This window comes from Mesorhizobium sp. M1227 (genome assembly GCF_040318315.1).
Classification (GTDB): Bacteria; Pseudomonadota; Alphaproteobacteria; order Rhizobiales; family Rhizobiaceae; genus Mesorhizobium.
Map to the genome: position 1 here is coordinate 77,971 of NZ_JAMYLZ010000007.1, position 18,057 is coordinate 96,027.

The window sequence follows — 18,057 nt, forward strand, 5'->3', positions numbered from 1 at the left end:
GAAGCCAGTGCCGGCGGTGGAGCAGCCGCGCGAGGTGCCCAGCGCGGCCTACTCGGTCTTGAAGCGGGCAACCGACATGAACTTGACGGCTTTGCCGGTGAACCGGTTTGCGTCGGCCATCTCGTTGCCCGGCTGGAAGCCTATCGTATAGACCTCGCTCGGTGCCGTACGGACGAAGTCGTAGGCGTAGCGCGGCGCCGTTGTCGCATCTGAAACGGTTGCGACATACTCACCGCTGTGCAGCGCCCACCGGGCGGCCTGCGGCGCGGCGGCGACCACCACCGGCTTGGGGCCGGGCTTCAGGTCGCGGGCGGTGGCCCTGGGTTCCTTGCGTGTGGTCTTCACGCCTGCACCGATGACGGCGGCCGGATCGGAGCCGGCCGGGCGGGCAACGATGGCCTCGCGCGGCGATGCCCCGTCGCTCGATGCCCCGTCGTCGCTCGCCGGTTCCTCGAACACCGATGCTTGCTCGGAAAGCGACGCGACCTTGTATTCGTCGGTCGCGCTGACCCTTTCCAGAACGGCCTTGACCTCGTCGGGCTGGGAACTGTCGGGCCGCGCCGACGGCAACACCGAGAATGCGTCGGTGGCGGTGTTGCTCCGCTCGGCCGCACTCGCCAGCGCCAGCAACACTTGCTTGTCCTGCGGCGCAAGACTAGCAGGCGAAAGATCGGCCGGCAGCGAATGATCGGGCCGCCAGCTCGGCACGGGAATGTTGTTTGCAGCGACCTGCACCGGGCCGGCCGCAGCAGACGGGTCTGCTATGCCGAACGGAACATTTGCCGGCGCCACACTTGCCGGCGCTTGCGCGGTCGCCACCGCCTGTTCAGTCGATCCAGCCGCATCCGCCACGCCGAACGGAACGTTCTCAGGCGGCTGGCCGCCGACGTCCGTCTTCGGGCGCGGAGCAAAATCCGGCAGCGGGATGCTGCGGGCAGGCAATGCCGCGATGATCGTCTCCGGCGTGTCGTTCTCCGGTTCAGGCGCAGGCGCCGGAGCATCGGCGACTTCCGGAATCTGAGCGCGCTTGGCATCCTGAGGCGCGACGATGGCAATGCCAGGCAGGTTGCTGCTCTTGGCGGACGGCGCCGGCTTCACGTTACGGGGCTTTGGCGCCGGCTCGGCCATCGCCACGTCGGCGCTGTCGTCCGCCTCGTCGTCGCCACCGCCGAAGAGGGCTGCCAAGAACCCACGGGATTTTTTGGCACCGCCGCTTGCGCTGGCGAGTTCGATGGCCGGCGCGCCGGCCCCCTTGCGGGCTTTGTAGGAGGCGAGCGCCTGTTGATAGCCAGGCAGCGGCTTGCCGTCGCTCGGCACATGCAGCGTCTTGCCGTTGGGGAACACGCGCGCCAGTTCCTGGCGGCTGATGCCGGGCCAGTGGCGTACATTGCCGACATCCATATGCACGAAGGGCGAGCCGGAGCTGGGATAGTAGCCGACGCCGCCGCCCTGCATCCTGAGGCCGACGTCGCGCAGCTTCTTCAGCGGCACGCCGGGAATATAGAAATCCATCGCCCTGCCGAGCATGTGCTGGCTTTTTTCGGCGACGCCCCTGCTGCGGCTGCGCAGCATCGAATTCGTGGCCGGCGAACGATAGCCGCAGACGACCTGTATGTAGTCGGTGGCGCCGCTCTCCCGATAGGCCTCCCAGACCAGGTCCAGCAGGCGCGGATCCATCTTGGTCGGCTCGTTGCGACGCCAGTCGCGCAGGATGATGTTGATCTTTCGCAAGCCCGCCTGGTCGTAGCGGCCGTTGCGCTTGTAGACGATCTCCGCCTTTTCATGCGTGTGGAGATGATAGAGCTTCAGCGAACGTGTCTCGGCGCTGGCGCCGGTTGCCGCCGCTGCAAGGAACCCGACGGCAACAATCACCGCTGCCAGCCATCTCGGCCAGACGCTCATGTGATAATGCCGCCCGTTTTCGTGTCGTTCGATTCTGTTCAAATCAAAAGGCCTTGCAGGCTGCCGTTTTGTCCCCGGATTTGACCAAACGGATGCGTGGTGTGTGCATCCGAATATCGATCCTAATGGTTAATCATCGCTTATTGAAGCCGAAATGCGGTAACACGGTGGCGATATCCCGCCAAAAATATTGCGCAGGATATCTTGGTAAACCGCTGGTTTAGATCATGTTTTGGCGCCAGCTCGAAACACGATCTGTTACCGTCCGCCTTAATACGTGAACACTGTGGCGAACACATCATTTCGAGGCGCAGTTGCGTGGAATGATGTCCGGATGAGAACCGGCTTGGCCCTGTGACTCAGGAAGCGAGCCGTTCGACGCGGCCGGTTTCCGGGTCGATGCCGTATTCCTTGAGCTTGCGGTAGAGCGTCGACCGGCCGATGCCGAGGCGGCGGGCGACTTCGCTCATCTGGCCGTTATAGTGATCGATGGCGAGCTTGATCATTTCGAGTTCGACGTCGGCCAGCGCACGCACATTGCCGCGCTCGTCGAGCGCCCGCAGCGTGCCGAAACGAGGCTTGGCTGGTGCATCGGCGTCGGCGGCTGCGATGCCGCCAGCGGCCGATATGTTGTCGCGCGGCTGGCTGCCCGAAGCCACTCCGGAAGCTGGCCACCCTGGAGTTGGCCCCCCTGAAGCTGGCCACCCTGGAGCTGGCAAGGCGATACCCGAATCGAGATTGACCGTGCCCTCGACTTGCGCCCGGATCTGCGGGAATTCTTCTTCGGTCAGCATGTCGCCGTCGGCGAGCACCGAGGCCCGGAAGACGGCGTTTTCGAGCTGCCTTATGTTGCCCGGCCAGTCATAGGCCTGCAGCATGGCAAGCGCCGCAGCCGAGATGCCTCGCAGGCGGTGGCGCGGATCGGCGGGCGCCACCTTCTCCATGAAGTGCTCGACCAGATAGGGGATGTCGTCGCGACGGTCGCGCAATGGCGGCACGAAGATCGGATAGACGTTCAGCCGGTAGAACAGGTCCTCGCGGAACTTGCCGTCCTTGACCTGCTGCAGCAGGTTGCGATGGGTTGCCGAGATCAGCCTGATGTCGACCCTGACGGCCGAGCGCCCGCCAACCGGATCGACCTCGCCGTCCTGTACGGCGCGCAACAGCTTGACCTGCACGTCGAGCGGCAGGTCGCCGATTTCGTCAAGGAACAGCGTGCCGGTGTGCGCTTCGACGAACTTGCCGGTATGTTTTTCGGTGGCGCCGGTGAACGAGCCCTTCTCGTGCCCGAACAGGATCGATTCGACCAGATTGTCTGGGATGGCGCCGCAATTGACGGTGACGAAGGGTTTCGAGCGGCGGTCGCCGCTGCCCTGGACGGCGCGCGCCACCAGTTCCTTGCCGACGCCGGATTCACCTTCGATCAGGATCGGAATGTTGGACGCCGCCGCCTTGCGGCCGAGCCGGATCACCCGATCCATCGCCGGACTGTGGGTGATCATGTCCTTGAACGTCAGATGGCCGCCGCGCTGCCGTGACGAGCGCTTCACTTCGCCTTCGAGCGCTTCGACCTTGAGGGCGTTGCCGATCGACGCCTGCAGCCTGTCGGGAGAGGCCGGCTTGACGACGAAATCGAAGGCGCCGTGACGCATTGCCGAAACGACGGTTTCGATGCCGCCCTGCGCGGTCTGCACGATGACGGGAATGTGGATGCCGCGCTCGCGCATCGCCTTCAGCACGCCGATGCCATCGAGGCCCGGCATCATCAGGTCGAGGATGATCACCGACACGTCGCGCGCATTGGGTCCGTCGACGAGATCGAGACCGGCCTCGCCGCCATCGGCGACGATCGCGGTGTGGCCGAATTTCGTCACCGCCGCCTCGAGCAGCCTGCGCTGCACGGGATCGTCATCGACTATGAGTATGGAAGCTGCCATGACTGATCCGACCGTGCCCGCCCGAGAATGCGCCCTATGGATCATCTTGGCACAGGGTTCTAAATAAGCTTTCAAAAAACCCGGTGAATGAATTCCTTAGGATTTGACCGGCTTCTCGTTTCCTCGAATTTTTGTGTCTGGAAGGATCGGCAATGCGCATGGTTTTTGCTCGAAAGCTGGCGGCGGCGCCCGGTCAGGGCGTGGCGGAGCTTGGCGACCTGCCGGAATGGAATCTAGCCGATCTCTATTCGGGCATGGAGGCGCCCGAGTTGAAGCGCGACATCGCCAAGGCCGCCGCCGATGCCATCGCCTTCGAGAGCCGTTGGAAAGGCACGCTCGCCGCCGAGGCCGGGCGTGGCGGCGCCGGCAGGCTTGGCGAGGCGCTTCAGGTCTATGAAGTGCTGGAGGAGCTGATCGGCCGCATCGTCTCCTATGCCGGGCTTGTCTATGCCGGCAACACGTCGGATCCGCAGCGCGCCAAGCTCTATGGCGACATCCAGGAAAAGATGACCGATGCCAGCGCGCACCTGCTGTTTTTCGCGCTCGAGCTGAATCTCATCGACGATGGTGCGATCGAAACCGCACTCGCCGCCGATCCGGCCTTCGCCCATTACCGGCCCTGGGTGCTCGATCTGCGCAAGGATAAGCCCTATCAGCTCGAAGACCGCATAGAGCAGCTCTTCCATGAAAAATCGATCACCGGGCGCGGGGCCTGGAACCGCCTGTTCGACGAGACGATGACCGATTTGCGTTTCGACGTCGACGGCGAGGAGCTGACGCTTGAGCCGGCGCTCAATCGCCTGCAGGACGCCGACGGCGAGGTGCGCCGCCGGGCGTCCGAGGCGCTGGCCACGACCTTCCGCAAGAATCTGCGCGTCTTTACACTGGTCACCAACACGCTGGCCAAGGACAAGGAGATCTCCGACCGCTGGCGCGGCTTCGAGGACATTGCCGATTCCCGCCATCTCGCCAACCGCGTCGAACGCAGCGTGGTGGATGCGCTCGCCGCCGCGGTTCGCGACGCCTATCCACGCCTGTCGCATCGCTATTACGCGATGAAGGCGCGCTGGCTCGGCATGGAGGTGATGAACCACTGGGACCGCAATGCGCCATTGCCCGAGACCCCACAGGCGGTCATCGGCTGGGACGAGGCCAAGAACACCGTGCTTTCCGCCTACCAGCGCTTTTCGCCCGACATGGCGGAGATCGCCAGAACTTTCTTCGACCGCAACTGGATCGATGCACCGGTGAGACCCGGCAAGTCGCCTGGCGCCTTCGCCCATCCGACCGTGCCTTCGGCGCATCCCTATGTGCTGCTCAACTACATGGGCAAGCCGCGCGATGTGATGACGCTGGCGCACGAACTCGGCCACGGCGTGCACCAGGTGCTGGCCGGCGGCCAGGGCGCCCTGATGGCATCGACGCCGCTGACGCTGGCCGAAACCGCATCGGTGTTTGGCGAAATGCTGACCTTCCGCTCGCTGCTCGAGCAGACCACCGACAAGCGCGAACGCAAGGCCATGCTCGCCCAGAAGGTCGAGGACATGATCAACACGGTCGTGCGCCAGATCGCCTTCTACGAGTTCGAGCGCAAGGTGCATGCCGAGCGCAGGAGCGGCGAACTGACCTCCGACAAGCTCGGCCAGTTCTGGTTGGAAGTGCAGGCGGAAAGCCTCGGGCCGGCGATCAAGCTGCGCGAAGGGTACGAGGTTTTCTGGACCTATATCCCGCACTTCATCCACTCGCCTTTCTACGTCTATGCCTACGCATTCGGCGATTGCCTGGTGAACTCGCTCTACGCGGTCTACCAGAACGCCGAGCGCGGCTTTCAGGAGAAATATTTTGCCATGCTGCGCGCCGGCGGCACCAAGCATCATTCCGAGCTTCTAGCGCCGTTCGGCCTCGACGCGGCCGACCCTGCCTTCTGGCAGATCGGGCTTGGCGTGATCAGCGGACTGATCGACGAGCTGGAAACACTGGACAAGTGATGCGCAACACTGGGCGATGCGCAACACCGGATGACCGGGTTTTCCAGAACAGTTTAGCAGCAACGCATATTGGCGATGGTCTATTCTTGTCTTGGTTATTTGTTCTTAAATAACTTTCCATGGAAGTTTTCCGTTAGATTCCCGTAAGCTGTATGATAGCGTCCGCCCTCAAGCTCAGCCGGGCACGAATGGATCCGGTCGGAAAATCCCGACCGGCCATGGCGTGTCGGCGGATGCGACAACGGTTGTTGGCCAGGGGCAAACCGGTCGCCGACAGCTCGATCGAAGCCGGCTGTTCTGCAAATTGCGGAACCACCATCGAATGGTCCTTCGCCGAGGTCATGGCTCTACAGGCCAGGGCGGACGGATCGGACTGGAGAGAGAAAGACAATGGGCACTTTTTTCTACATGCTCCTGGCGTTCCTGGTAGGTGTGTTGGTTGGCTGGTTCATTTGGGGACGCCTGCGTGGCGAACTCGACAGTTTGCGCGGCGATCTAGACCGCACGCGCAGCGAACGCGACAGATTGCGGGCCGATAGCGACCGTCTGACCGGTGAGTTGGATGCATGCGGCCGCGCCCGCGCCGATCTCGAACGCCGGCTGGGCGAGGCGAAAACCACCCAGGCGCCAACCGCGAAGGCGGCAACAGCTAAGGCGCCAGCCGCCAAGGCCGGTGCGACCAAGGCGGCGATGCAGGCGCCGTCAACGCTGATTTCGACATCCGCACCGGCCAAACCGGCGCCGAAGAAATCTGCAACGGCGAAGGCCGCGACCGCGCCACGCGCAAATGCCGCGAAAACGGCAACGCCGAAACCGCCTGCATCGAAAGCGAGCGCCGCGCCGACGACCGCGCCGGCGGCAAGCAAGGCTGCGCCATCTGCAAAGAAAGCCGCGACCGGCAAGGCAACAGCCACTGCCCCAGGCAACGCCAACGATCTGCGTCGCCTGATCGGCATCGGCCCGACCAACGAGCGGCTGCTCAAAGGGCTTGGGGTCACGACCTATGCCCAGATCGCCGCCTGGACGCCCGACGATGTCAAGCGGATCGAGGCGACGTTGAATTTCGACGGCCGTATCGAACGTGAACGCTGGATCGAGCAGGCGAAACTGCTTGCCGCCGGCGACGAAAAGGAATTTGCGCGCCGCTTCCCGACCGCGGGAGAAGCCAGCAACACCTGATCCATCGCAAGGCGGCATCTGGAACAAGGCGGCGCCCTCTGGCGCCGCTTTTGTTTTTGCCGCCGCGCCTTTGCGTCTTGGGACGCCGTTCCCTCGATTGCGCACGGTCGAGCCCCCATATAGATCGATCGCTGGTGACCGCAGCATCCGAGCCTTATGTCCCTGCCCCTGCCCTTTGCAATTTTCAGGAACGACGAGACCGCGCGGCAGCTCGTTTTCGACCGGCCGGCCGAGTTAATCGCAGCGCATGGCGAGGCGGATTTTTTGCCGGCGCTGGAAGCCGCGCAGGCTGCACATGACGGCGGCAAATGGCTGGCCGGTTATTTCTCCTACGAGGCCGGTTACCTGCTCGAACCCAAGCTCGTTCCGCTGCTGCCGGCCGGCCGCCGCGCCCCGCTTTTTTGCCTCGGCGTGTTCGATGCGCCGGTCGAGCAGACGGTCGCGCCAGGCGATCCGCCGGCCAGCAACGGCCCAATCTTCGACGCCAAGGCAGCCTGGTCTTCGGACGACTACGCCAAACGCTTTGCCAGGCTGCATGACCACATCCGCAAGGGCGACTGCTACCAGGGCAATCTGACCTTTCCGGTCCATGCGCAGTGGTCGGGCGACCCGCTGGTCGCCTTCAACGCGCTGACCGAACGCCAGCCGGTGAAGTATGGGGCGCTGGTCGCGCTCGGCGATCCGATCGTCTTGTCGCGTTCGCCCGAACTGTTCTTCGAGGTGGACGCGGAAGGCATGATCGAGACGCATCCGATGAAGGGCACCGCGCCGCGCGGCGCAACAAAAGCCGAGGACGATCGCCTGAAAGCGTTCTTGCGCAACGACGAGAAGAACCAGGCCGAGAACCGGATGATCGTCGATCTCCTGCGCAACGACATCTCACTGATCAGCGAGGTTGGCACGCTCGATGTGCCGGAGCTTTTCCGCATCGAGAGCTACCCGACCGTCCACCAGATGGTGAGCCGCGTGCGGGCGAAACTCTTGCCCGGCCTCGCCATCCATCAGATTTTCGCCGCGCTGTTCCCCTGCGGCTCGATTACCGGCGCACCGAAGATCCGCGCGATGGAGATCCTGCGCGAGCTGGAAAGTGGCCCGCGCGATGTCTATTGCGGCGCCATAGGCTGGATCGCGCCCGGCGGCCGGATGCGCTTTTCGGTGGCGATCCGCACCATCTCGCTCTTTGCCAATGGCGAGGCGGTCTACAATGTCGGCGGTGGCGTCGTCTTCGATTCGACAGCCGAAGAGGAGTACCAGGAGTGTCTGCTGAAAGCCCGTTTCGCGACGGGAACACTGCCGATTTCGAACTGATCGAAACAATGCGCTGGGAACCCGGCTCGGGTTTCCTCCGTTTCGACCGCCATCTCGCGCGGCTTTACGGCTCGGCAAGCGAACTCGGTTTCGCCTGCGATCCGACAAGGGTCGGCGAAGCGCTGATGAATGCGGTCGGCCACCAACAGATCGCGTTGCGCACCCGCCTCGTCCTGTCGCGCAAGGGCGAAATGGCGGTGTCGGTGCAGCCCTACGAGCCGCTCGCCGCAGACAAGGTCTGGACCCTGCAGCTGGCGCGCGTGCGGCTTGATTCGAGCGATATGCTGCTGCGCCACAAGACCAGCCGCCGACAAACCTATACGCGCGCGCGCGCCGAATATCTCGCCGGGCGCGCCGACGAGGTGCTGCTCGCCAATGAGCGCGGCGAAATCTGCGAGGGCACGATCACTAATGTCTTTGCCGATTTCGGCGACGGCGTGCTGGCCACGCCGCGGCTCGATTGCGGCCTGCTGCCTGGCGTCCTGCGCGGCGAACTGCTGGATCAAGGCCGCGCCGGTGAAGCGGTCTACACGTGGAACGAACTGAAATCGGCCAAGGCGCTGTTCGTCGGCAACTCGCTGCGCGGATTGATCCCGGCGCGGCTGGGCTGAAGCATCTGGAGACAACAATGTTCGTGGTTTCGCTGAACTACAAGGTGCCGCTGACCGAGATCGACCGCCTGCAGCAAGCGCATGTCGAGTGGCTGAAGGCCTGCTATGCGCAAGGTATCTTTGTCGCCTCCGGGCCAAAGCGGCCAAGGACCGGCGGCATCATCATCGCGCGTGGTCCACGCGAAGTGCTCGAAGCCAGACTGGCGGACGATCCCTTCGCCAAGGCAGGTGCCGCCGATTACGAAATCACCGAATTCACGGCGAGAATGGCCGCCGCCGCACTGGAAGCCTACAAAGAGGCATGAGCTTCCGCCCGCCGACCCACACACCCTATGACGGCTCGTCGAAACTGTTCACCATCGGGCTGAAGCCGCTCAATCTCGATAGCTGGATCGAGGTCGACGAATATCTGCTGCCCTATCTTGCCGAGAAACGCCGGCTTTATGCGGAAATTCCCGGCAAGGTTTTTGTCGAGGAGCAAACAACGCGCGACGCTCAGCGCGAAGTGCTCGATCTGCTCGGTGCGCATCTGGCGGCGAACTTTCCTGAGACCCACAGGCGTACCGACAATGCGATCGAGGTGATCGGCGGCATCGACAATCTCGAGGGCTCAGGCACCTCAGCTTCTTTCAGCGATGCGCCGCTTGTCGCGGCCTCGTTGCTCGTCCAGGAGGATTTGATCCTGATGCGTCGCGACGAGAGCGGCTGGCGTCTGGCGGCCGGCTCGCTCTGCTTCCCGTCGTCATGGTCGCTGATCGAAAAATTCGGCAAGCCGCTGCAGCAGATCCACGCGCCGGTACCGGGTTTCGGCCCGGGCACACGCCCGGCCGATCTCATCAACCGCATGTTCGACGGCCTCCAGGGCCAAGCCGTCGAGCGCTACAACTGGTCGATCCAGGCGGGCGACGCACTCTACCACCCGCTCTCCAACCTCGAACGCATCGACCGCGCCAGCAGTCGCCCGTCGAGATTCCCGGATGGCGACATCGACGCCCATGCCTTTATCCGCGTCGAGCGGCAGACGCTGAGAAAGCTCCCCGTTTCGGGCGACGTACTCTTCACCATCCGCATCCATCTCGACCCGCTCGCCGTGCTGGAACGCCACCCCGACCGCGCGGCGCTCGCGGCGTCCTTGGCCGAACAACTTCTGGCGCTGGACGAGGCACAACTCGACTACAAGGGGATGACCGCCGACCGTGACCGGCTGGTGGAAACACTGAAAATGATCGCTGGGGGGAACAATGATCCAGCATCTTAGCAGGCCGGTCACGTTCATGGCCGCGATCCTGGTGCTGTCGACAGCAGCCGAGGCGGAGCCGGTGACTTATGCCGGCAAGCTTGGAAAGGCCGATATCGTCGTCGAATTCACCGGCGACCCCGCGGCGCCCGGCGGCCCGCTGGCCGGCCGCTATTTCTACCGCTCGAAGGGCGTTGACATCCCGCTGCAGGCCCGGTCTCAAAGGGGCAGCAAGTTCGAACTGGCCGAGGAGGAGGCATGCGGCGCCGACAATTGCGATGACGGAAAGGCCGCGCCGATTGCCGCCGTCTGGCGCCTGGCCTCATCCAGTAACGGCAAGACCCTTGAAGGCAGTTGGAACGGAAAGAAGGCGCTGCCGCTCAGATTGGAACGGGTCGCAAGTCGGCAAGTGACCGGGAACGAGCCCGGCACCCCGCTCGATCTCTACGATTTCAGCTTCATGAAGTTCTTCGCCAATGACACGCCGCTCACTATGGAAACGTCCCCTTATGACTATCTGCGGATGGACACTCAGCTCGATAACGGCAAGACGACTGGTTGGCCGGACGCAACCTACCGCTATGTCGTCGACCCCCGCACCAGGTTTGCCACGCCGCGCATTGTCGAACTGTCCGGCGACGTTCCGATCGAGGCCGCGAATGCTCTGCTGCAAGAGAGGCACTGGCGCGCAAACATCGGCGCACTGGGCTGCGTGGCGGCGCAATATGCCGGTTTCAACGAAGGCGGGCCAATTGACGGTATGAACGGCGGCACGCTCGGCGGCTATGAGGACAGCACATTCGAAGTGACGTCGCTGACTCCGCGGCTGATGAGCTGGCGGGAGTCCGGCAGCATCTTCTGCGGCGGAGCGCATCCGACCAACTATTCGGACGCCTACATCATGGATGTGCGGCGCGGCGTCCTGCTTGGCCTTCAGGACATTTTCTCGGATACGGTGGATGGCAAGCCCGGTCCTTCCCTGGCCTCCTTCGTCAAGCAGCGGCGCAAGAAACCGATCGATCAGACCGATATCGATCACGAAGCCGAATGCGGCATGGACGATCTCATCGGCGAATATCTAGCGGTCAGCCTCTGGCGTGAGGGCGACAAGCAGGTTCTGGTTTTCGGGCTCCAGACCCTGCCGCATGCCATCCAGGCCTGCGCCGACGATCTGCTGGAACTGCCGGTCTCCGAGGCACGTGACCTCTTCAAGCCTGAATTCGCAAGACTGGTCGAGCCGTAGCCGGGATGGCGCGGCGTGAGGCCGGCCGTCCGCTTTTCGCTTTATTGTGACAATGATCTATGGTTTGTCGCGCCGCGGCCAAGCCGCTGTTCCGAAGCGTTTTTTGAGGGAGTAATCGATAAATGGCGAATGAAAACTGGCCCGTTTACGGTGAGATCACCGGCCCTGTAGTGATGATCGGCTTCGGCTCGATCGGACGGGGAACGCTGCCGCTGATCGAGCGCCATTTCAAATTCGACAAGTCGCGCATGACGGTCATCGACCCGCGCGACACCGACCGCAAATTGCTCGACGAGCGCGGCATCACTTTCATGCAGGATGCGGTGACCAAAAAGAACTACAAGAAGCTGCTGACACCACTTTTGACCAATGGCGGCGGCCAGGGCTTTTGCGTCAACCTGTCGGTCGACACTTCCTCGCTTGAGCTGATGAAGCTCTGCCGCAAGCTTGGCGTCCTCTATATCGACACGGTGGTCGAACCCTGGCTCGGCTTTTATTTCGACGAGAAGGCCGACAACGCCTCACGCACCAACTATGCGCTGCGCGAGACCGTACGTACTGAAATCGCGAAGAACCCGGGCGGCACCACGGCGATCTCGTGCTGCGGCGCCAATCCGGGCATGGTCTCGTGGTTCGTCAAGCAGGCACTGGTCAATCTCGCCACAGATCTTGGCCTCGACGTCTCGGAACCCGCGCAGCACGATCGCGAAGGCTGGGCCAGGCTGATGAAGAAGGCCGGCGTCAAGGGCATCCATATCGCCGAGCGCGACACCCAGCGCACCAAGAAGCCCAAGCCGATGAACGTGTTCTGGAACACCTGGTCGGTCGAAGGCTTCATTTCGGAAGGGCTGCAGCCGGCCGAGCTCGGCTGGGGCACGCATGAGGCGTGGATGCCGAAGAACGCCAAAAGCCACAAGAACGGTTCGAAGGCCGCGATCTATCTGGAGCAGCCCGGCGCCAATACACGCGTGCGCACGTGGTGTCCGACGCCCGGCCCGCAATACGGTTTCCTGGTGACACACAACGAAGCGATCTCGATTGCCGATTTTTTCACGCTGCGCGGCAAGAAGGGCAAGGTGCAATACCGGCCGACCTGCCATTACGCCTATCATCCCTGCAACGACGCAGTGCTGTCGCTGCACGAGATGTTCGGTGTCGCCGGCAAGGCTCAGCCCGTGCATCACGTGCTCGACGAAAATGAACTGGTCGATGGCGTCGACGAACTCGGCGTGCTGCTCTACGGCCACGCCAAGAACGCCTACTGGTACGGCTCGCAGCTGTCGCTGGCCGAGGCGCGCAAGCTGGCGCCCTATCAGAACGCCACCGGCATGCAGGTCACGTCGGCGGTGCTGGCCGGCATGGTCTGGGCGCTGGAAAATCCCGAGGCCGGCATCGTCGAGGCCGACGAGATGGATTACAAGCGCTGCCTCGACGTGCAGGGCCCCTATCTCGGGCCGGTCAGGAGCTATTATACCGACTGGACACCGCTCGACAATCGGCCTGGTCTGTTTCCCGAGGATCTCGATACCAAAGACCCGTGGCAATTCCGCAACATCCTCGTTCGATAGCAGCGTTGCCTCGACACTCGGCCAGCTTGCAATCGCCCGGAAATCGGGCGATTGAAGAGGGGCGGCCTAGAGCCACGTGCGTCCATTTGGACGCACAAAGTACGCTCTAGCACTTTGAATGTGCGCATCGTGCTTTCCGAAAATCGGATCGATTTTCGGGCCGATGCGAGAGGAGAGGATCTTGAAGATGACGATTGCGCAAAGACTGCTTTCGGCTGGCATTGCCGCGGCCGCTACGGTCGCGTTGGCGGCCTGCACGACAACCGGCCCAGGCGAGCCGCCGGTGATCACGGCCAAGGGGGTTGAAGGCTCCTGGATCGACGCGCAGGGCACGGGCTTGTCCACCTTCAAGGGCGGCAGCTTCGCGACCGTCGCAACCGACACCGGCCAGAAGCTTGCCGATGGCAGCTACACCATGACCGGCGGCACCTCGGTCGAGATCCATGGCACTTCGCTGATCCGCCAGACGCCAATCAGCTTCAACTGCCTGATGGTCTCCACCAGCCAGCTCAATTGCACCAGCGCGAGCGGGCAGAATTTTGTGCTGACCAGGCGCACCTGAAATCCGATTCCGAATTTACTTTGCACAAGGGCGGCGGCTTCAAGCCGCCGTCTTCTTGCGCCGGCAAAGCTGATGCCGATTTCCGCTTGCATCGACTGAAACGCGATGTGAACATAGCCCAAGAGGGCTGTTACATCCCAGTCAAACAAGAGCGTTAAACGCCTCTGGTCAAGTTATCCGGGAGACGAGAATGAAGAAGATTGCTGCCATCGCCGCGCTGTCGGCATCGGCGCTTGGCCTGTCGGCAGGGGTATCCTTTGCCGACTACACGCTCAACATCCTGCACATCAACGACTGGCATAGCCGCATCGAGAGCAACAACAAGTACGAATCGACCTGCTCGGCCGAGGAGGAGACCAAGGGCGAATGCGTCGGCGGCGCCGCCCGCCTGGTCACCGCGATCGCGCAGGAGCGCAAGAAGCTGGAAGGCCAGAACGTGCTGTTGCTCAGCGCCGGCGACAATTTCCAGGGCTCGCTCTTCTACACGACCTACAAAGGCAAGACCGAAGGCGAATTCCTCAACCAGATGAAATTCGATGCCGAGGCTCTCGGCAACCATGAGTTCGACGATGGCGAGTCGGCGCTGGCGCCGTTCCTCGACATGATCCAGTTTCCGGTGCTCGGCGCCAACGTGAAGGCCAATGCGCAATCCAAGCTCGGCGACCGCGTCAAGCCGTCGATCATAGTCGAGGTCGGCGGCCAGAAGATCGGCATCGTCGGCGCGGTCACCAACGACACGCCGGAGCTTGCCTCGCCTGGCCCGAACATTGCCATCGAAGACGACGTCAAGTCGATCACCGCTGAGGTCGAGAAACTGAAGCGAGAGGGCGTCAACAAGATCATCGCGGTCACCCATATCGGCTACAAGCGCGAGCGCGACGTGATCGCCAAGATCCCGGGCATCGACGTGGTGGTCGGCGGCCACAGCCATTCGCTGCTGTCCAACACCGACCCCAAGGCGGAAGGCCCATATCCGACGATGGTCGACAATCCGGACGGTTACAAAGTGCCGGTCGTGCAGGCGGCGTCCTATTCGAAATATCTCGGCGAGTTCAAGGTCGTGTTCGACGACAACGGCGTCGTCAAGGAGGCAAGCGGCGATCCCATCCATCTCGACAAATCGATCATGCCCGACCCCGCCGTGCTTGCCCGCATCAAGGAACTCGGCGCGCCGATCGAGGCCTTGAAGAACAAGGAAGTCGCCGAGACCACCAAGGCGATCGACGGCAGTCGCGAAAACTGCCGCGCCCGCGAATGCGAGATGGGCAATCTGGTCTCCGACGCCGTCCTCGACCGGGTCAAGGGCCAAGGTGTCGAGATCGTCATCTCGAATGGCGGCGGCTTGCGCGCCTCCATCGACCAGGGCACCGTCACCATGGGCGAGGTTCTCACCGTCCTGCCGTTTCAGAACACGCTGGCGACCTTCCAGATCTCCGGCAAGGATTTGGTTGCCGGCCTCGAAAGCGGCCTCAGCCAGGTCGAGGACGGCGCCGGGCGCTTCCCGCAGGTTGCCGGCCTGAAATATGCGTTCGACAAATCGGCGCCGCCTAACGGACGCGTCAAATCGGTCGAGGTCATGGAAGGCGGCGCCTGGACGCCGATTAAGCCGGACAAGGATTACCTGGTCGCCACCAACAACTATGTCCGCCAGGGCGGCGACGGCTACAAGGTGTTCGCCGAGAAGGCCAAGAACGCCTATGATTACGGCCCGGGGCTGGAACAGGTCGTCGCCGACTACCTAGGCGCGCACCGGCCCTATACGCCGAAGCTCGACGGCCGCATCACCGAGATCGCCGCGACCGTGGCCCCGGCCGCAGAACCTGCCAACCCTGCCGAACCGCCAAAACCTGCTGAGGCTGCGCCGGCAAAGCCCGTTGAGCCGGCAATGCCCGAAATGCCGGCCGGCTCCGGCGACATTTCCAAGACGCCGCCGGCCGTCCCGGCTGAAACAGCGCCGGCACCCGCACCCGCCGAGCCGGCCCAGCCGGCGGTACCTGCGGCTCCTGGCACACCGGCTCCGGCGACCCCTGCTCCGGCTGAGCCGGCACCGGCCGAAAGCAGCCATGTAATCGTCGCCGGCGATACCTATTGGGATCTCGCGGTGAAGGCTTATGGCGACGGCACCAAATGGAAAATAATCTCCGCTGCCAACAAAGCCTACGAGCCACGCCGCCTTCCGGTCGGCGCAACCTTGACGATCCCGACGGCCTCGAAGTAATCCGGCCGCAGGAACGCAATGCACCCGCCCGGCAGACCGGGCGGGTGTTGCATTTCTGGGATAAGGTGCGGCCAGACGCAGCATTTGAAAACCGGCGCGGCATCGCTACTTTCGCCGCGGCACCGTTGGTTCGCGGTGTTGGAGAACCTCATGACGCTTGCCAACCCTGCTGAAATCAAAGCCGAGAAGACTGCCGCCTCGCCGTCGGCAGGGCGCCCTCTGGTCAGGACCGGCAAGGTCGGCGTCATGCTGATCAATCTCGGCACCCCGGACGGCACCGGCTTCAAGCCGATGTGGTGCTACCTCCGGGAGTTCCTGTCCGATCCGCGCGTCATCGAGCTCAACAAGGCGATCTGGTATCCGATCCTCTACGGCGTGGTCCTCACCACCCGGCCGAAGAAATCAGGGGCCAACTATGCCAGGATATGGAACCGGGAGCGCAACGAGTCGCCGCTGCGAACCTACACCCGCGCCCAGGCCGAGAAGCTCGGGCTCGCGCTCGGCGAGCTACCCAATGTCGTCGTCGACTGGGCGATGCGCTATGGCAACCCTTCGACCGAGAGCGTGGCCGAGAGACTGGTCGAGCAAGGCTGCGACCGCATCCTGTCTTTCCCGCTCTATCCGCAATATTCGGCGACGACGACTGCGACTGCCAACGACCAGCTGTTTCGCGCGCTGATGAAGATGCGCCGCGCCCCGGCCATTCGCAGCGTGCCACCCTATTACAACGAGCCGGCCTATATCGAGGCGCTCGCCCGTTCGGTCGAAAAGCATCTGGCGAGCCTCGGATTCGAACCGGAAATTGTCATTGCTTCCTATCACGGCATTCCGAAACTCTATTCCGACAAGGGCGACCCCTACCAGGCCCATTGCCTCGAGACGACCCGACTGCTGCGCGAAAAGCTCGGCTGGGATGAAAACAAGCTGATTACCACCTTCCAGTCGCGCTTCGGCGCGCAGGAGTGGCTGCAGCCCTACACCGACAAGACGGTCGAAAGACTAGGGCGCGAAGGCGTGAAATCGGTCGCCATCGTCAATCCAGGATTTTCCGTCGACTGCATCGAGACGCTGGACGAGATCGGCAGGGAAGCGTCCGAGACCTTCCATCATGCCGGCGGCGAAAAGTTCGCACATATCCCTTGCCTCAACGACAGTGCCGAGGGCATGGCGGTGATCGAGGCGATGGTGCGGCGCGAGCTGTCCGGCTGGGCCTGAACAGATCACCCGTCTATGCACCCGCAATCCGTGATCACCTGATTGTAACATTGCTGAAACACACTTAAGTGTTTGGTGGAATCGGTCGCGTGGAATATCCAACATAGCCGGCCTTTGAGGGAAGAGCCAAATGGGTTTCAGTGGTTTTGATATCGCGCTTCTTGTTCTTGTCGCCCTTGTCGTGCTGGTGCTTATCAAGGGCATCCGAACAATTCCGCAAGGCTATAATTATACCGTCGAACGTTTTGGCCGTTACACCAGGACATTGAACCCAGGCCTCAACCTGATCGTGCCTTTCGTCGACCGCGTCGGCGCCAAGATGAACATGATGGAGCAAGTGCTCGACGTACCGACGCAGGAGATCATCACCCGCGACAATGCCACCGTTGCCGTCGATGGCATCGCCTTCTATCAGGTGCTCAACGCGGCGCAGGCCGCCTACCAGGTCTCCGGCCTGCAGAATGCGATTCTCAATCTCACGATGACCAACATCCGCACCGTGATGGGCTCGATGGACCTCGACGAACTTTTGTCGAACCGCGACGCCATCAACGAGCGCCTGCTGCGCGTCGTTGACGAGGCGGCGCATCCCTGGGGCATCAAGATCACTCGTGTCGAGATCAAGGACATCAACCCGCCGGCCAATCTCGTCGAATCGATGGGCCGACAGATGATGGCCGAGCGCAATAAGCGCGCGCAGATCCTCGCCGCCGAAGGCCTCAAGCAATCGCAGATCCTGGAGGCCGAAGGCCGCAAGGAAGCCGCCTTCCGCGATGCCGAGGCGCGCGAGCGCTCGGCCGAGGCTGAAGCACGCGCCACGCAGGTGGTGTCGGAGGCGATTTCCAAAGGCGACGTGCAGGCGCTCAACTACTTCGTCGCGCTGAAATACACCGAAGCGCTGACCAGGATCGGCTCAGCGACAAACAGCAAGCTCGTGCTGATGCCGATGGAGGCCTCATCGCTGATCGGCACGCTCGGCGGTATTGGCGAAATCGCCAAGGAAGTTTTCCGAAGCGAAGGCACCGCCGGTGCCGCACGACAGGCCGCCCGCCCGCCGGTCGTTCGTCCGAGCGAAACCTGAGGCCACAG

14 protein-coding genes are annotated in these 18,057 nt (G+C 62.9%); 12 read left to right on the top strand and 2 right to left on the bottom strand.

The window, feature by feature from the left end; genetic code table 11:
- Positions 1-48: 48 nt before the first annotated feature.
- Together mepK and NKH28_RS12055 are read right to left on the bottom strand one after the other, a co-directional pair.
- Entirely contained in the window at positions 49-1,902 is a 1,854-nt protein-coding gene (mepK, locus tag NKH28_RS12050; RefSeq protein WP_352832439.1) for a peptidoglycan L,D-endopeptidase MepK, read from the bottom strand.
- 359 nt (positions 1,903-2,261) lie between these two features.
- The gene (locus tag NKH28_RS12055; RefSeq protein WP_352978991.1) at positions 2,262-3,839 is read right to left on the bottom strand and encodes a sigma-54-dependent transcriptional regulator; all 1,578 of its coding nucleotides are present in this window, start codon (positions 3,837-3,839) and stop codon (positions 2,262-2,264) included.
- 152 nt (positions 3,840-3,991) lie between these two features.
- Here NKH28_RS12055 and NKH28_RS12060 point away from each other — a divergent pair, with 152 nt between their 5' ends.
- The 12 genes from NKH28_RS12060 to NKH28_RS12115 all read left to right on the top strand — a co-directional run bounded on the left by NKH28_RS12060 (position 3,992) and on the right by NKH28_RS12115 (position 18,049).
- Positions 3,992-5,827, top strand: a complete 1,836-nt coding sequence (locus NKH28_RS12060; RefSeq protein ID WP_352682529.1) for a M3 family oligoendopeptidase — start codon at positions 3,992-3,994, stop codon at positions 5,825-5,827.
- Between the two features lie 390 nt (positions 5,828-6,217).
- Positions 6,218-7,006: a helix-hairpin-helix domain-containing protein gene (locus tag NKH28_RS12065; RefSeq protein WP_352818135.1), complete on the top strand. Its 789-nt coding sequence runs from the start codon at positions 6,218-6,220 to the stop codon at positions 7,004-7,006.
- Between the two features lie 156 nt (positions 7,007-7,162).
- The gene (locus NKH28_RS12070; RefSeq protein WP_352469538.1) at positions 7,163-8,314 is read left to right on the top strand and encodes an aminodeoxychorismate synthase component I; all 1,152 of its coding nucleotides are present in this window, start codon (positions 7,163-7,165) and stop codon (positions 8,312-8,314) included.
- The gene (locus NKH28_RS12075; protein ID WP_352469537.1) at positions 8,263-8,925 is read left to right on the top strand and encodes an aminotransferase class IV family protein; all 663 of its coding nucleotides are present in this window, start codon (positions 8,263-8,265) and stop codon (positions 8,923-8,925) included. The genes NKH28_RS12070 and NKH28_RS12075 overlap by 52 nt, the downstream gene beginning before the upstream one ends.
- Before the next feature lie 17 nt (positions 8,926-8,942).
- Positions 8,943-9,230 (top strand): YciI family protein, encoded by a 288-nt coding sequence (locus tag NKH28_RS12080; protein WP_352469536.1) that lies wholly within the window; start codon positions 8,943-8,945, stop codon positions 9,228-9,230.
- Entirely contained in the window at positions 9,227-10,183 is a 957-nt protein-coding gene (locus NKH28_RS12085) for a heme-dependent oxidative N-demethylase family protein (protein WP_352612883.1), read from the top strand. The genes NKH28_RS12080 and NKH28_RS12085 overlap by 4 nt, the downstream gene beginning before the upstream one ends.
- On the top strand, positions 10,167-11,405 hold the full coding sequence (locus NKH28_RS12090; RefSeq protein WP_352978992.1) for a hypothetical protein: 1,239 nt from the start codon (positions 10,167-10,169) through the stop codon (positions 11,403-11,405). Before NKH28_RS12085 ends, NKH28_RS12090 begins: the two co-directional genes overlap by 17 nt.
- Positions 11,406-11,527: 122 nt before the next feature.
- Entirely contained in the window at positions 11,528-12,973 is a 1,446-nt protein-coding gene (locus NKH28_RS12095; protein ID WP_352978994.1) for a homospermidine synthase, read from the top strand.
- Between the two features lie 187 nt (positions 12,974-13,160).
- Positions 13,161-13,535, top strand: a complete 375-nt coding sequence (gene omp10, locus NKH28_RS12100) for an outer membrane lipoprotein Omp10 (protein ID WP_023720183.1) — start codon at positions 13,161-13,163, stop codon at positions 13,533-13,535.
- 190 nt (positions 13,536-13,725) lie between these two features.
- Positions 13,726-15,753, top strand: coding sequence for a 5'-nucleotidase C-terminal domain-containing protein (locus tag NKH28_RS12105; protein ID WP_352978996.1), 2,028 nt, complete (start codon positions 13,726-13,728; stop codon positions 15,751-15,753).
- Between the two features lie 150 nt (positions 15,754-15,903).
- Entirely contained in the window at positions 15,904-16,968 is a 1,065-nt protein-coding gene (gene hemH / locus NKH28_RS12110; RefSeq protein WP_352978998.1) for a ferrochelatase, read from the top strand.
- Positions 16,969-17,098: 130 nt separating this feature from the next.
- Positions 17,099-18,049, top strand: a complete 951-nt coding sequence (locus tag NKH28_RS12115) for an SPFH domain-containing protein (RefSeq protein WP_352814354.1) — start codon at positions 17,099-17,101, stop codon at positions 18,047-18,049.
- Positions 18,050-18,057: the final 8 nt, after the last annotated feature.